Annotated in this window: 12 protein-coding genes; 9 read left to right on the top strand and 3 right to left on the bottom strand. The window is 44.9% G+C overall.

Going from position 1 to position 13,145, the window contains the following annotated elements:
- Window position 1 precedes the first annotated feature (1 nt).
- On the bottom strand, window positions 2–715 hold the full coding sequence (locus OCU60_RS10020; RefSeq protein ID WP_074374579.1) for an aspartate/glutamate racemase family protein: 714 nt from the start codon (window positions 713–715) through the stop codon (window positions 2–4).
- 380 nt (window positions 716–1,095) lie between these two features.
- Here OCU60_RS10020 and OCU60_RS10015 point away from each other — a divergent pair, with 380 nt between their 5' ends.
- The 6 genes from OCU60_RS10015 (at window position 1,096) to OCU60_RS09990 (ending at window position 10,107) form a co-directional block, all read left to right on the top strand.
- A complete protein-coding gene (locus OCU60_RS10015; protein WP_205410531.1) occupies window positions 1,096–2,298 on the top strand; it encodes an AraC family transcriptional regulator in 1,203 nt (400 codons plus the stop codon).
- Between the two features lie 335 nt (window positions 2,299–2,633).
- On the top strand, window positions 2,634–4,562 hold the full coding sequence (locus tag OCU60_RS10010; RefSeq protein ID WP_205410530.1) for a cellulose-binding domain-containing protein: 1,929 nt from the start codon (window positions 2,634–2,636) through the stop codon (window positions 4,560–4,562).
- Between the two features lie 361 nt (window positions 4,563–4,923).
- On the top strand, window positions 4,924–5,595 hold the full coding sequence (locus OCU60_RS10005; protein ID WP_074374577.1) for a hypothetical protein: 672 nt from the start codon (window positions 4,924–4,926) through the stop codon (window positions 5,593–5,595).
- A gap of 766 nt (window positions 5,596–6,361) precedes the next feature.
- On the top strand, window positions 6,362–6,604 hold the full coding sequence (locus tag OCU60_RS10000; protein ID WP_074374576.1) for a hypothetical protein: 243 nt from the start codon (window positions 6,362–6,364) through the stop codon (window positions 6,602–6,604).
- 1,098 nt (window positions 6,605–7,702) lie between these two features.
- Window positions 7,703–8,584, top strand: a complete 882-nt coding sequence (locus tag OCU60_RS09995) for a HEPN domain-containing protein (protein WP_074374575.1) — start codon at window positions 7,703–7,705, stop codon at window positions 8,582–8,584.
- 320 nt (window positions 8,585–8,904) lie between these two features.
- A complete protein-coding gene (locus OCU60_RS09990) occupies window positions 8,905–10,107 on the top strand; it encodes a tyrosine-type recombinase/integrase (protein WP_074374574.1) in 1,203 nt (400 codons plus the stop codon).
- Here the strand turns inward: OCU60_RS09990 and OCU60_RS09985 are convergent.
- Together OCU60_RS09985 and OCU60_RS09980 are read right to left on the bottom strand one after the other, a co-directional pair.
- Window positions 10,085–10,309, bottom strand: a complete 225-nt coding sequence (locus OCU60_RS09985) for a hypothetical protein (RefSeq protein WP_074374573.1) — start codon at window positions 10,307–10,309, stop codon at window positions 10,085–10,087. The genes OCU60_RS09990 and OCU60_RS09985 overlap by 23 nt on opposite strands.
- 242 nt (window positions 10,310–10,551) lie before the next feature.
- A complete protein-coding gene (locus tag OCU60_RS09980) occupies window positions 10,552–11,235 on the bottom strand; it encodes a helix-turn-helix domain-containing protein (RefSeq protein ID WP_074374572.1) in 684 nt (227 codons plus the stop codon).
- 144 nt (window positions 11,236–11,379) lie between these two features.
- Between OCU60_RS09980 and OCU60_RS09975 the strand changes: the two genes are divergently transcribed.
- Genes OCU60_RS09975 through OCU60_RS09965 form a run of 3 tightly spaced genes read left to right on the top strand, consistent with a single transcriptional unit; the run spans window position 11,380 to window position 13,144 of the window.
- Window positions 11,380–11,619 (top strand): hypothetical protein, encoded by a 240-nt coding sequence (locus OCU60_RS09975; RefSeq protein WP_074374571.1) that lies wholly within the window; start codon window positions 11,380–11,382, stop codon window positions 11,617–11,619.
- Window positions 11,619–12,422 (top strand): helix-turn-helix domain-containing protein, encoded by an 804-nt coding sequence (locus OCU60_RS09970; protein WP_074374570.1) that lies wholly within the window; start codon window positions 11,619–11,621, stop codon window positions 12,420–12,422. The genes OCU60_RS09975 and OCU60_RS09970 overlap by 1 nt, the downstream gene beginning before the upstream one ends.
- Window positions 12,419–13,144 (top strand): ATP-binding protein, encoded by a 726-nt coding sequence (locus tag OCU60_RS09965; RefSeq protein ID WP_083602746.1) that lies wholly within the window; start codon window positions 12,419–12,421, stop codon window positions 13,142–13,144. Before OCU60_RS09970 ends, OCU60_RS09965 begins: the two co-directional genes overlap by 4 nt.
- The last annotated feature ends 1 nt before the right edge of the window (window position 13,145 follow it).

Below are 13,145 nucleotides of genomic sequence, written 5' to 3'. Positions count from 1 at the left end.
CTTAAGGGGTAATGCTACCCATTTTCTCGCTCGGTGGCGGCGCGTAGCCGCCCTGACGCGAGGTTTTGACTTGGAGTCTGACCAGACTTTCGCACAGCGACACAGCGCAAGTGACCCCATCGAGCACCGGGATTGAAAACTGAGTCGATAGTTTTTCCGCCAGATCAACCATCCCTGCACAACCGAGGACAATCGCTTCCGCGCGATCTTCGCCAATCGCTTGCTCAATTTCCTGGCCGATTTTCTGCACCGCATCTGAGCCGTCGCGTTCTAATTCAAGCACCGGGATTTCAGAAGAACGCACGCGGATACACTGTCTTTCCATCCCGTAACGCAATAAATTGTGTTCCAATGCCGGCACCGAGCGGGCGAGGGTTGTCACGACACTGAACTTATTGGCGAGCATCGAGGCAACCCGATAACCCGCTTCACCAATTCCAATCACCGGTTTATCGGTGATGCAACGAGCGGCGTCCAGACCGGTATCATCAAAGCAAGCTATCACCACCGCATCGAAATTCTCATGGGCCTGAATGGCCTGAAGCATCCCGGGGACAGCCAGCGCCTCATCATAATAGCCTTCAATTGAAACCGGCCCATATGCCGAGGTCACGGCGATAATTTCCGTGCCCTCAGAGGCAACTTGTCGGGCGGCAAGACAGGCTTTTTCGGTCATACTGGCTGTTGTATTCGGGTTAACAATGAGAATCCGCATTGTTTTAATCTCTCCATGAGTAAAAGTTTGGCTGATGACGTGTGTCAGAGCATGATACAGATTGTATACAATTTCAAATGGAATTTATTGTTGGTTTTGATCTGACGGTTGTTGATTTTGATTCGATGTTGATTTCGATCTGACGGAAGAACAGATCAAGATGACAGAAGTTATTATTGATGAACATATAAATGATGAACATATAAACAGCGTGAGCTGGCGACCATTTCAACGATTCTGCGCGATACACCTCAAAATCACGGTGGCGGTAGCGCCTATTACCATCTGGATGATGTAACATCACCGGTGCTGAGCCCCTCAGTCAGTTTCGACGTCTACTGTTTTCGATTTGCTTGCTTTCATATATCAGACATTCATCAATGGATAAAAAGAATATCAAAAGAATGACATTATTTTATCGCAAAGCGTTACTTTGTGTTGCTGTTCTCCTGGTCCTATCCGCTATTCTGCTATATGCAGGGCTGCTCCTTTCCACCCATGAAACAGCTTTTTTGCCGCAGGAGCACAGCGATATCCACTGGTTTTACAGAACTGAGCCGCCCGATCAGCAGCAAGACGACAAGGTCCTTGTGTTAAACCGTGGAGAAACGTCGCAGCCCATCACCTTCGATTTTTTTGTTTCTACACAGGAGAAATATCCCTATACCTCTTTTATTGTCTATCTTGCCGACCCACAAGATGTTCGTGATCTGATCGACCTAACTCCTTATTCCAGAATCAGTTTTCGTATTAAATGTGAGCCTGAAAATATTCTCGTGTTTGCGCTCTATACCTATGTGGACCATGTGACAAAGCTTGAAAAACCGGAAACCTATCGCGTTAGCCTGGATTTTCTAACCTGCAATCAGCAAAGCAGCAAAATATCGTTTGAATTAAACGATCTGGATTCCGCTGACTGGTGGCTTGAGCGGTATGGTCTGGCGTATACAGATCGCACTGCAGATTTACGAAGAACGCACGGTTTTTCCATCAATAACTCGCTCCAGAGTCCAAGAGGAAGTCACTCGAGAATTGAAATATCCGATTTGGTACTCGTTTCGGAGAACGTGAGTTATGTGTGGGGGAGTGTCGCGATCATCATCGTTGCTTGGCTTGCCTTGGCATATTTTTTAATGAAACGATATGTACAGGAAAAAATACGCCGCGCAAAAGAGCAAGTGAATACCAATCGCCCCTTCATTGCCTATCAGCAGTTATCGATCAAACAGCAATCTGACGATCCGAAGTCAGCGCTCCTCTCCCATATTGCCGTTGAGTACATTAACCCAGAGATCAATATTGAAAGCGCTGCCGCCACTCTGGGAACCACCCGCTCAAAAATTAACAAGATCCTAAAAGCTGAGTTAAATCTCACGTTTACCGCATACGTGAATAAACTTCGTCTGGCAGAAGCCTCGCGACTACTGATTGAAGAGCAACACCTTAGCGTCAAACAAATCGCCCTTGGCGTCGGTTATGCCAATGTGACTTATTTCAATATGCTGTTTAAAAAGGAATACGGCTGTGCACCAAAAACATTCAGGCTTAACCGCTTTAAGGACTCCGAAGAATCGTGTTCGTGATCCATGCACAAAATATGGCCCTTTGGGTGTGGCAATCCCCCGGGCTGCACTGGCGAGGACTTCAGCGCCCAAGGTGCAATCGCCTTCATAAACTTTAACGATTTAAACAAAGTATTTAACGATTCGGATTACAAAAATTTAAACCTTTTTTGTTTATTTTCTTATTCTCCAGCGTTTTAAACAATGGCTTTCTCAAAAAGTGAGCATGGATAGGCGAATCTGCGCTCGATCATAGCCATAAAGAGAAAAGTTCTCCCAGCATGTTTTTCTTATGAAACACGCCATTTCAAAAGAATGTCGGTACTTACCTCAACGTTAGTCAAGGATTCAAAACGATGATCAAAAAACGATTTTCGGCTTTGTGCGGTGCACTGTTGTTATTTTGTACGAATGTTCACGCACAAAATGAAACACTCACTGTCGACATGTCAGATCCGATTGGTCCCGTCACACACGCCGCATCTGGCGCACTTTACGGTATCACCGAGCGTTTACCTACAGACATCAATGGTGATGTCGCGCCGCTTCATCCCAGAATGTATACGCAACCGGCCAGAAGTGGGCCGGGGTACCAACAGCCGATTGGCGCTGCCATCCCTGTTGCTAAAAGATTGGCCAACACCACCGCTGAAGTGACTGTCCGCTTGGCGGATGTACTGCCCGGCTGGCCTTATCAGTGGTCGGGCTGGTCACATTGGTCTGCGAGAGTTCGCTCGGTTATTGCAGACAAGCGTGCCTCGGGAGTCAATAACTACTACGGTTATGAAATTTTCAATGAGCCCAATATTACCTGGGATGACGATGTTAACGGAAACTTCAAATCATCCCTGTGGAAACCCACCTACGACTTGATTCGCAGCCAGGATCCTGGTGAACGCATTATCGGGCCATCAGCAGCCTGGTATCATGCCTCATACATTCAGGCGTTTCTTGAGTATTGCGTCGCAAACAACTGCCTTCCCGATGTTATCAGTTGGCACGAACTGGGAGGCTCAGGCAATATCACTGCAAATATTGCTGACTACCGTGCCCGGGAACGTGCGCTGGGCATTTCGCCTCGTCCCATCAGCATCAACGAGTATTCCCATGACACGCATAAATATGAAGGCGCGCCCGGGGTATCAGTACCGTTTATCGCAAAATTCGAGCGTAATCGGGTAGAATCCGCGAATATCTCTTGGTGGTTCACCAACCTGCCGGGCAGGCTTGGGAGTTTGCTAACAGCCAATAATCAACGCGGTGGTGGTTGGTGGTTGTATAAATGGTATGGGGATATGACAGGCAACATGCTCAATGTTACACCGCCCCGTCAAAATGGTGATGGTTTGGATGGCTTCGCCAACTTAGACACTCAGTCCGGTTCCGCCAGTATCTGCCTCGGCGGTAATTTCACCGGTACTGCGAATGTTGTATTCAACAATATCCCTGCCAGTTTTGGCGATACTGTCGATGTAAAAGTGGAATATGTCGCTTGGGCAAATAAAGATACACCTGTTGCCGGGCCCGTTACCGCGATGCAATCGGTAGAAACTGTGTTTAACGGTTCGCTCACTGTACCCGTTGATGTTTTTAATCCTTTTTATGGTTACCGAGTTACGATTAACGGGCAGGGTTTCGGCTCCGAAGGTTCCTCCGCTCAAGTCGAACTGGAAAGCTTGTCGAGCCAAGAACGATTCGCGCCGTTTTCCGTGTTATCAGATGCCGGAGCGCAGTATATCGTTTGGCCCAATAACGGTGATCAATTCCTGAATACTGCATCGGATGATGCAAGTGGCCAAGTTTTAATTCCTTTTAGCTTATCGCAGTCGACCGCTGTCCAACTGCAGATCCGTGCCAACTTGCCAAACGCCAACGACGACTCGTTTTATTTCAAATTGGATGATGGTAACTGGACAATTCAAAACAACAAACAAACCAGCGGCTGGAACACACTAACACTGGCGACTTTCGAGCACCTCGCGGCAGGCAATCATACGTTGCGTATCGAACGTCGCGAAGATGGCGCCAAACTGGACTTCATTACACTATTAACGGCTGCTGGTGATATCGATATCAATTCATCAGGTAGTGATTCGGGAGACCGCTGCAACGGTGTGAATGTTTATCCCAACTGGACTGCCAGTGACTGGCCCGGGAGTGGCTATAACCACGCTAACGCCGGTGATCAGATGGTTTACCAAAACACGCTGTATCAAGCCAATTGGTACACCAACAGCGTGCCGGGCAGTGATGCATCCTGGTCGTTGATTGGTGATTGCGACTGATGTTCAGCACCAGCTTTTCCGGGTGTTCTGCCCGGAAAAGCTTCATCATTTTCCCTGAATGGTTTTCTTCTTTCTGTTGCTTATTTGAATTGGGTGAAACATTTTCAAAGAGATTGAATTTGTTATTTATAACTATCGTTTTTTACAAATTATCAATTATTTTTTAACTAATGATTTATGATTAATATCAGAAGAACGAAGTGACGATTTGGAAAAATAATAATCTTGTAATAATTAATTTAATTGATAATATTCATGGTAATAATTTAGGTGCCAAAAATATAATACAATATATTTTTAAAACTGAGATTTATACATAGTATTAGGCGAATCCCTGTAAATTCTGATTGGTAGAGAAGTTATGAATCCATATGAACAGTATAAAAAAAATGGCTTATCTAAGCCGATAGCACTTAAGCCGACTTTAAAAATGCATCTTCTAGTTTGGGGGGGTGGATTGTTTCTTATATGGTGCTGTTTTCTGGCACTACGCGTTGATGATATTAAAATGAACCTAATTGGAATTCTCGGGATAGCCTTCTTTGGTTTTGCTCTTGCTCTGTTTGCAAGTGCATTGCTTCGAGGGCGGGATAAAGGTCTTGTTGAATTTTCAGAAAGTGGCCTTTGGCTATCTACAATAGGAATAACTTTGCCTTGGCACTCTATTGGTCCTGCATGGACCAATACCACTAGTCATGATGGTGGGAAAACGGATGAAGCTGTTTTTATTGTCAAAGGTATAGACAAATACACTTCCGAAGTCGGCTTGTTTTCTCGTATTTTTATAAAACTACTGAAACGTACATTGAATATTGGCAACGAGGGTGGTGTTGATTTCGGACTAAACAGCGTACTTTATCTTTTAGATAGTCAAGAATCATTTGATGAAATATCTGAGCAGATAGAATTTGTTAGACAGCAAACGGGAGATGACCCGTCAGCAATATTGTTGAACATACCAGCGCCATTTAGAGTCGGGATTAGTTCTAATGAATTGGTGGCAATTATAAACAGTGAAGTATTAAAAAAATAAGAATAATACGCATACTTAACAAGAAACACTTGGTATGTAATCTTACCTGAAAGCCGAGCTATTTTCCCTGAATGATTCTCTTGGTTGGGTGGTCCACTTGATTTGAGTGAAGCATATTGAAGCCAAGATGAGCGATGGGCTTAGGGTGAAAAATCCAAGGATGGATTTTTCAGGATTGTTTGGGCAGGAGTGAATCGATCCGACCCTGATTCGGTACGCTGAACTCAACCCTTAGGCATTTTGGGGTACATTTTCTGCCGTGAAAAAGTATCTGGGGCGCAGTCGGAGATGCCATTGATATCGGCAAAAGTAATCGCGCACCAAATCACTGCACCTCAATTTTCAAACTTCCCAGCCTCCGGCCCCAAATTGTGACGCACAATTACGTTTTGCGGTTTCAGAGGCATTGGTGCTCTGTGCGCCAGTTCATCTTTCAGAGATGAAAGACGAACCAGAAAATCTTTTTTTGTTTGGCTTGGTTACGCGTTGTCCAGAACCAGTTTTTACGGGCGTCCTGCCCGGAAAAGCTTAATCATTCTTCCATGAATGATTTTCTTTGTTGGGTGGTTGATTTGCGTTGGGTGAAATCTTTTGCAGCCAAATTGGTCGATGTTCTCAGGGTAAAATTCATGGATGAATTTTAAGCAATTCCCTAACAAAAGAGCTGAGCAGGAGCGAATAAAAGCGACCCGGCCAGCGTCCACGAACTAAAACGTTCTTTTGGGTACTTTTGGAACGCCAAAAGTATCTGGGGCGCGTGCATCAGATGCCGCAGAAATCAATAAACTCATTGCGCACCAAATCACTGCACCTCAATTTTCAACCTTCCCAGCCTCCGGCTCCAAGTTGTGACGCACAATTGCGTTCTGCGATTTCAGAAGCATTGGTGTTCTGTGCGCCAGTTCATCTTTCAGAGATGAAAGACGAACCAGAAAATCTTTTTTGTTTTGGCTTGGTTACGCGTTGTCCAGAACCAGCTTTTACGGGCGTCCTGCCCGAAAAAGCCTAACCATTCATCCGTGAATGGTTTTCTTTGGTGGGTGGTTGATTTGAATAAAGTGAAACATTGAATCAACAAAGCTCAATTGATCGATGATCTCAGGGTGAAAAATCAGGACGATTTTTCAGGATTGCCTGAGCAGGATGCGAATCAATCCGACCCTGATTACGTGCGCTGAACTCAAAAAGATGCTTTTGGTTACTTTTGACATCTATCAAAAGTAACTGGGGCGCATTCGGAGATGGTAATGAAATCGGCAAAAGTAATCGCGCACCAAATCACCACACCTCAATTTTCAACCTTCCCAGCCTCCGGCCCCAAATTGTGACGCACAATTACGTTTTGCGGTTTCAGAGGCATTGGTGCTCTGTGCGCCAGTTCATCTTTCAGAGATGAAAGACGAACCAGAAAATCTTTTTTGTTTGATTTGGGAGAACGTTGTCCAGAACCCGCTTTTACGGGCGTCCTGCCCGGAAAAGCCTTTGAATGGTTTTCTTATTTCAGTGGCTGATTTGAATTGGGTGAAACATTCTAAAAGCCAATTTGATCGATGCACTCAGGATGAAATTTAAACCGTTTAGACCTTCTTTTTTTGCCCTTAAAAAATAACCAATAAAAACAATAAGCTACGAATAGGTGATTTTAACAAGGTAAAAAAGGGTTTTTGTCGCTAACCACTTGCTGCCACTTATTTTTTCGTGATATGTTCATTGTTCACTGCCGCATAGGCAGCTTAGAAAAATACAGTCCAAGCGAGTGAGAATTACCATTGGTTCACTGCCGCATAGGCAGCTTAGAAACGAAAGCCAGCGAATGGTTTTTTTCATTGCCCGTTCACTGCCGCATAGGCAGCTTAGAAAATTCGGCGGCATGAACTGCTCCCAGAACGGATGTTCACTGCCGCATAGGCAGCTTAGAAACAGTGTAAATTTCATGTGCGTGTTCTTCTGCCGTTCACTGCCGTATAGTGGGTAAGCAGAACTATTGCTTTGAATTGAATCGCATTTTTCCCAGTAATGTGCGTAAAGTGAGGGTTGGTGGTGTTCTTTGTCAGTCCCTTCTTTTATGCTAGCGCTATTCATCCATAACTAACCCCATATTGTGATTATGAAAACATCTCTCGATCACCTGCCTGAATATAAACAGCAAGAGCTTGCGACGATCTCGACCATTCTGCGTGATACGTTGGAAGACTATCTTGAGGGTAAGACGGGGAGTAAAAGCGAGTTTCGCATCCTGAAAATCATTCTGTTCGGTAGTTATGCCAAAGGCAATTGGGTCAGCGATCCGGTTAATGGTTATATCAGCGATTACGATATTCTGGTAATCGTCAACAAAGCTGCCTTAGTGGAGGATTATGCAGTCTGGCAGCGCGCTGAAGAGCAAATTGACCGCAAAGTGAAATCTGCCCCGCTGGGTTTGATTGTGCATGATTTGCAGGAAGTAAACGAGCGGCTACAACAGGGGCACTATTTTTTTAAGGATATCCGTGAAGAGGGAATCGAACTGTTTGCCGCAACATCGAAACCGCTGATTGAGCCGGGGGATTTAACCGAGGCCGAAAAACGGGAAATTGCCCGAAAGCATTATGAACAGTGGTTAAAAGCTGGTAGTGACTATGTAAAAACATACCATTACCATCAATCAGAAGAAGATATGATTAACCTTGCGGCTTTCGATTTACATCAAGCTACAGAAAGATTCTTCGCCTGTGTATTACTCACATGCACCAACTACTTACCCAAATCCCACAATATCGAAAGGCTGAATAAACTGTGTGCGCAAATCGAGCCAGAGTTTAAGACGATTTTCCCACTCGACAACAAATTCCACCGTCGTAGTTTCCGCCGCCTGCAACGGGATTATATTGAAGCGCGTTATTCAGAGCATTATGAAATCACCGAAGAAGAACTCAATTATCTGGTGGCAGAAGTACAGCGCTTGCAGGTGTTAACCGAACAGGTTTGTCGGGGGAGAATCGGGGACTGAATGATCGTTGTATTTGGATTCTCTTAGCCTCCGGCTCCCTTATTTGACGCACAATTACGTTTTTCGATTTCAGAAGCATTGGTGCTCTGTGCGCCAGTTCATCTTTCAGAGATAAATGGGGCTTGATGTTTTTATACTTATCACTCTCTTTCTTTATAATTCACAAGTTTGCATTATTAATATATAACTATTTGAATAATATGTATTATTTTATTCTTAACGTTTCACTCTGATTCGACGGTTTTCTGAATAAATCCCTTGCATACTGTATTTATATGTACCAAACTTGTACAAAATTTTTGGTACATACAGGATGGATAATGGCAATTACAGATGCATGGCTACGGGCGAACAGTGGTAAACCATATAACGGAAAACCGGAGATAACGTATCGGGATGGTCTGGGCGTCCGGATTAGCCCTAAAGGGAAAATCTCATGGATTTACCGGGTTAATTTTTTCGGTAAACCACTCAAAATGACTCTCGGTGGTTATCCTGAGTTGAAAATCCGGGATGCATTGCGAATTCGGGACGATAAGGCTGATCTGGTTGCTCAGGGTATTGACCCGCGTTCCGGCCTGAATCTGAAAACGAAAACCAAGCCAATAACAATCGATGAGGCGATTACCTACTGGATTGAAAATCATGCGATGGATAATGTGATACAGTGGCAAGCGCATCAAAAGATGTTTAAAACGGATATTAGTCCCTATATTGGTGCTTATCCGGTCCGACAGCTTGAGTTGATTGATTTTATGCCGGTTTTCAAAAAAGCCCGGGAGCGTGTGAGTGCTCAACACGCAGCGGGTCTGATGTCAAAACTGAAAAGTGTTCTTTCCTATGCAGTCAGGCATGGTTTAATTAAGTTTAATCCTATTGCAGAACTACGAAAAACTGACGTCGGAGAAGGGACTAAGGCACGAAAAACCCGGCAGGGAAAAGAGGGGGTCATTGCGCTATGGAAGGCGATTGATACCGTACCAACGCACCAGAGTAATCGGAATTTATTAAAACTGATGATGATTTTTGCCTGCCGGGGAAACGAACTCAGACTATCGACAAAATCTGAGTTTGACTTAGAAAAGCGAATCTGGACCGTTCCCGTTGAACATAACAAAAACAGAAAAAAAGATCCGTCTCCCATTGTGAGAGCCATACCGGATTTAGCCACTGAAATTATTGCCGAGCAAATGAAGCTCTGGCCTGACTTTAAAGTGATGTTTCCGTCCGTAAGGTTTGGCAGGGATCAGGTGATGCATCGGTCAAATGTTGTGAAAATCGGAACCAAGCTGGCGGACACAATACAAGCTCTGGGATACCCAAGAACCGCAAACCATGACATGAGACGAAACGCCCGTAATATCTGGGAAGAGCGCAAGGTTCCTTACAAAGTGAGTGAGGTGATGCTTGGGCATAAAGTTCACACCGGCATTGATGCTCACTATCTGGATTACAAATATCCTGATGAGCAGCGAGAGGCGTATGAAATGTGGTGTCAGATTATAACCGAAGAAATTGAGTAGCCGTCATCATCCCACGTTCAATGGCCCATGCTTTAAATTTTGCATAGGGTCGCTTGCCTCTCATTCCGGAAATTGACTCCGGTAAGCCACCATTTTTAGTCAGCCGCCATAACGTTGGCTGGCTGATATCCAGTAAATCTCTGATTTGTTCATCGCTGATATACAGTGGTTCACTCTGCTGTTCATGTTCATTCGTTTTCATTACTTGTTTCCTGTCATCACGCTAATGCTCAGTAGCATAGAAAATATAGAAATGAAATCAACATAATTCAGCGGAATTGTATTTGATTCGAGTATTTATGTGATGTGTATCACTTATTTAAGGGCGTTTTTATCCAAGATGAAAAGTTGTGAATAGATATGAATTGAAGGTTTTATTTCATTGCGTCTCAGGCGGGTTGTTTTGAACTTTTCCAGCCTGAGATTTTATGGTGTGGCAGGTGATTACAGTGAGCTGACCGTCGTGATAACGGTGCCGATGATGGTATGACTGCCGGTGATTTCTACATAACGCAACGCTGGTGGATAGTCGGGATTAGATACCTTCAGAAATTTTCGACCCTCAATGACCTGAAGCTGTTTGAACGTATATTCCCCATCATGTCGGGAAATCACAAATTGATTGTGGGTAGGTTCAATCTGATCAAGATCGATAAACAGCCAGTCACCCTCTTTAAACCGGGGAGTCATGGCTTCCCCCCGGACTTTCAACACAAAGGTTCGGGGACCGGTGGGCAGAGGACAGAGTAAAAACTGTGTCGTTTCTGAAATTGTCGCATCCGGTGCCTGAATGAATGAGTGAAGCAGTTCCCAAGACTGCACCGGGCAATACTGCATGTGCTCTTTGTTCTCAACACTGAGTGGCTGACTGATTGCGGCAGGGCAGGGAGGCTCTTTCTCGCCAGTCCCGCAGACCAGCCACTCAGCATTACAATTCAAGACTTTCGATAATGCCAGTAACATCAAGTCCTTGACTGATTTCTGCATCCCTGTTTCCAGGTTGGAAATCGTCATTCTTGACAGTGAATCAACCTGTGGATAGAGACGTTTAATTTCTTCGATCAGTTTATCCTGAGTCAGCCCTCTTTCCAGCCTTCTCGCTTTTAACCTTTCTGATAATGTTTCCATTGAAATGAAACCTATTGAGTAAGTTCATTGAAAGTATTGTTTCATAATGTCATGAAAATTATGGTTTGTCACGAAAATCACTTGTCGAAATGAAACTATTCCTTAGAATGCAATGAAACATAACATTCCATATGAGGCAGTTCAGTGAGCACGTTGTATCAGATCCTTATCAATCATTTCGGAACCGAAGCAAAAATATCTCAGGCGTTTGGTGTGACCAGAGCCCAGCATTTTAAAAACAGAGTGCCTGAGCATGTTGCGTTGTTATGTCATCTCGATCCCCGGATCCCCTATACATATAACCCGGATGATTTTGGTCGGAATAGTGCTGCACTGACTCTGGATTTGGCGAAACCTCAGCAAGCAACAAAAAGGGCAGGTTAATGGCTATCCAGAGGGCAAGACGAAGACACAGTTTCACCCTGATTGGAAATCATGTTTATCAGAGCGGGCACCTTTCTTTTCAGGCGATGGGACTACTCGGTTACATCCTGTCAAAGCCGGATAACTGGCGAATTAGTCCCTCTCAACTGGCAACGGTTACATCGGAGACAGCGAAGAAAACCGGACGGGATGGGGTCTATGTGATCCTCAGAGAATTGAAAGATGCCGGATATATCAAAACCAGAAAACATGCGTCCGGAGAGCTGGACTACGTTATTTACGATGAGCCTGATACGGCAAATCCAGATATGGAAAATACGGATAAGAATATCCCTGAGCCGGAAAAGCCAGATCAGGAAAAGCCAGATGTGGCTTTCCAGACACTAATAAATACTGATCTAGTAATAAATACGGATCAAAAACAAGATGGAAAAAGTAAACCAAAAAAGAAAATTGCTCAGAAACTGGATTTCTCATGTTGGCCGACTCTGCCTGATCCACAGGTGCTGAATGACTGGAAAACCCTCAGGAAAGGTAAACGGGCGGCCATTACGCAGACCGTCCTGAGTCATATGGGGAAGGTGATGCATCGGGCCGGAAATGAACTGGGTTTATCTGTCGATGCGGTGCTGAGGATTTGTATTTCCAGAGGCTGGCAGGGGTGTGAATTTGAGTGGCTGGCGAATCATATCGGTCATCGCCATTCCTCGCCGTCTGTTTCTCAGGGAGTGAATTATATCGGAACAGATTTTACCCCGCCTGCCGGGTGGGAATGGGAGCCTGACGGGGGGCGAGAGTCATGACCACTTTGAATGAAATTAAACACCGGGCTGCTCAGGGGAGCCATAAATATTCATGGGAAGACTTGAAGCGTTTACGTGCTGAAGATGAAGCCCGACAGGACGAAAGATTCAGGAAGCAGTTTCATGATTTTAAGGCTGAACGGACTTTCAGCCGGTGTGGTGTTTTACCCATCCATCAGCATTGCCGGGTTGAAAACTTCGAACTTTTAACCCAAGGGCACCGCAAAGCAGCGGATTTTGCCCGGTGGTATATCGATAATTTTTATCTCAACAATGGGACAGGATTTATTTTCGGAGGACAGCCGGGAACCGGAAAAAATCATCTGGCAGCAGCAATCTGTAATGAGCTGATGGCCGTCGGATATTCATGTCTGGTCATCACCGTCAATGAGCTGATGCAGAAATTACGAGCTTGTTACAAGGCAAGCAGTGAAGTCTCCGAAGATCAGTTTCTCCGAACCATGATTGATTTCGACTTGCTGGTTCTCGATGAGGTTGGGCTACAGAGAAATTCTGATGCGGAACGGCTGGTGCTCAATCAGATTGTGGATCAGCGGACATGCAGGTTTAAACCTACTGGGATGTTGACCAATCTTCCCTCCGGTGCTGAAGCGCCGGACACTCAGACAATCAACAGTGTGCTGGGAGTCCGGATCATGGATCGGATGAGGGCTAACGGTGGGAAATGGATCTCGTTTCAATGGAAAAGTTACAGAAAATAAC

The sequence above is a fragment of the Vibrio spartinae genome (assembly GCF_024347135.1).
GTDB lineage: Bacteria > Pseudomonadota > Gammaproteobacteria > Enterobacterales > Vibrionaceae > Vibrio > Vibrio spartinae.
This window is presented reverse-complemented; position numbering and strand designations above follow the sequence as displayed.

What these genes read in the sequence shown, in the direction of transcription:
- OCU60_RS10020 (WP_074374579.1), bottom strand. Translation starts at nt 715, where the DNA reads ATGCGGATTCTCATTGTTAACCCGAATACAACAGCCAGTATGACCGAA.
- OCU60_RS10015 (WP_205410531.1), top strand. Translation starts at nt 1,096, where the DNA reads ATGGATAAAAAGAATATCAAAAGAATGACATTATTTTATCGCAAAGCG.
- OCU60_RS10010 (WP_205410530.1), top strand. Translation starts at nt 2,634, where the DNA reads ATGATCAAAAAACGATTTTCGGCTTTGTGCGGTGCACTGTTGTTATTT.
- OCU60_RS10005 (WP_074374577.1), top strand. Translation starts at nt 4,924, where the DNA reads ATGAATCCATATGAACAGTATAAAAAAAATGGCTTATCTAAGCCGATA.
- OCU60_RS10000 (WP_074374576.1), top strand. Translation starts at nt 6,362, where the DNA reads ATGCCGCAGAAATCAATAAACTCATTGCGCACCAAATCACTGCACCTC.
- OCU60_RS09995 (WP_074374575.1), top strand. Translation starts at nt 7,703, where the DNA reads ATGAAAACATCTCTCGATCACCTGCCTGAATATAAACAGCAAGAGCTT.
- OCU60_RS09990 (WP_074374574.1), top strand. Translation starts at nt 8,905, where the DNA reads ATGGCAATTACAGATGCATGGCTACGGGCGAACAGTGGTAAACCATAT.
- OCU60_RS09985 (WP_074374573.1), bottom strand. Translation starts at nt 10,309, where the DNA reads ATGAAAACGAATGAACATGAACAGCAGAGTGAACCACTGTATATCAGC.
- OCU60_RS09980 (WP_074374572.1), bottom strand. Translation starts at nt 11,235, where the DNA reads ATGGAAACATTATCAGAAAGGTTAAAAGCGAGAAGGCTGGAAAGAGGG.
- OCU60_RS09970 (WP_074374570.1), top strand. Translation starts at nt 11,619, where the DNA reads ATGGCTATCCAGAGGGCAAGACGAAGACACAGTTTCACCCTGATTGGA.
- OCU60_RS09965 (WP_083602746.1), top strand. Translation starts at nt 12,419, where the DNA reads ATGACCACTTTGAATGAAATTAAACACCGGGCTGCTCAGGGGAGCCAT.